The sequence below is a fragment of the Oleiphilus sp. HI0079 genome (genome assembly GCF_001635105.1).
Map to the genome: position 1 here is coordinate 1 of NZ_LWFT01001088.1, position 1,422 is coordinate 1,422.

The following is a 1,422-nucleotide window of genomic DNA, read 5'->3' on the forward strand; positions in this document are numbered from 1 at the left end:
CTTGCTAGAGAAACTCTCGAAAGACGGCCTGGAAATCTTCCGTCTGTGACGGGGGCCAAAAAGGCCAAGATACTTGGCGCAATACACTACGCATAGCCCCCTAAGCCAATGTCCGAGATCCGCCAGAACATCATGTCGAAATAACGCCTTTCTTTAGCAACTCGGTGACTTTACTTGCCTTGAGCCCCATCATCGCCATCGTGGTCATAACACCACCCATGAGCGCTCCACCAACTCCAGCAGTCACCACGTCCGAGCCAGTCAAATAGAAGTTTTTGATTTCTGTTTTCGGGTGAATCCAGTTTTGCCGAAAACGATCAACATCGTGTTCAATTCCGTATATTTCACCGCCCTCATTCCACTGGAACCATTGCGTCGAAAGAGGCGTAGAAAGCTCAACATAATCAAGCGCGTCTTTTAATTGAGGCATTTGCTTATATAGGGTCGCCATTAGACGATCAGTCAATTCCTGCTTCAAATCATCGTACTCTTCACCTCGTTTGCCCCACGTTGTTCCTTGCCATTGCTCAAACCACTCAGGCTTGCATACTGTGACGATCTCAACAGTAGACTTATTGGGATAACGCTCATCCCAGTTAGGATCTTTTGCAGAAGGAAAAGAGATATAGATAAGCGGAAAATCATAATCTTTACTCTCATGAAAGGCCTCGACTGAAGCGTCATGATCGTAGGTTGGATAGATCCAGAAGTTCTTCTTCGGAATTCCTAGCTCCTCTGCATTCCCTTTAAACCCAGCATAAATGCAAAGATGCGCAGAGGATGTCTGAACCTTATTTACCAGCTTGTCGTAGCCATTAGCCTTGACGACTTCTTCAGACAAAAGCTTGTTGATCGTCGGTACTAGCCCCGCGCAGCTGACGACTGCATCTGCTGTAATTTCTTCACCTTTAACGAGCCGGACACCATAAGCCTTGTTATTTCTAACCAGCACCTCATCGACTCCGGCATAGGTAAACACTTCTCCACCAGCCGCTTGAATCAAGGGGATAATGGTTTCAGCGATCTTTGCTGCACCTCCCACAGGGTATGCACCACCATTAAGATAATGTTTCGCAACCATGGCATGCATGATAAATGCAGATTTCTTTGGAGGCAGCCCATAGTCGCCCCACTGCGCTGTTAACACGGCAATAAGCTCTTGGTTATCCGTTAGCTCAAAGAGCACCTCATACGTGGTTTTGAACAAATAGTCTGGCAGCAGTTTCTCTTTAAAACGGTTGTATAGTGAGCCGGCCACTTTGGGTAGCGCTTGGCCGGCGAAAAACTTAGGAACAAGAGAGCTGGTTTTGTATAGAAGCTCGACGTATTTTTCAATCGCGGCTGCTTCGTCCGGAAAACGAAAAGCCATCTGTTCAATGAAGTTTTCTTTTCCAGCAACAAAGTCGTAGTAATCTTCACCTA

2 protein-coding genes are annotated in these 1,422 nt (G+C 46.6%); one reads left to right on the forward strand and one right to left on the reverse strand.

Annotation, left to right across the window (positions count from 1 at the left end):
- Positions 1-96, forward strand: a 96-nt coding sequence (locus A3750_RS27365; RefSeq protein WP_156498759.1) for an anhydro-N-acetylmuramic acid kinase, incomplete at its 5' end; no start/stop codon positions are given.
- 34 nt (positions 97-130) lie between these two features.
- On the opposite strand, the gene A3750_RS19345 is transcribed toward A3750_RS27365, so the two are convergent.
- Positions 131-1,422 (reverse strand): NAD(P)/FAD-dependent oxidoreductase (locus A3750_RS19345; RefSeq protein WP_068548649.1); only part of this gene is annotated, 1,292 nt, incomplete at its 5' end.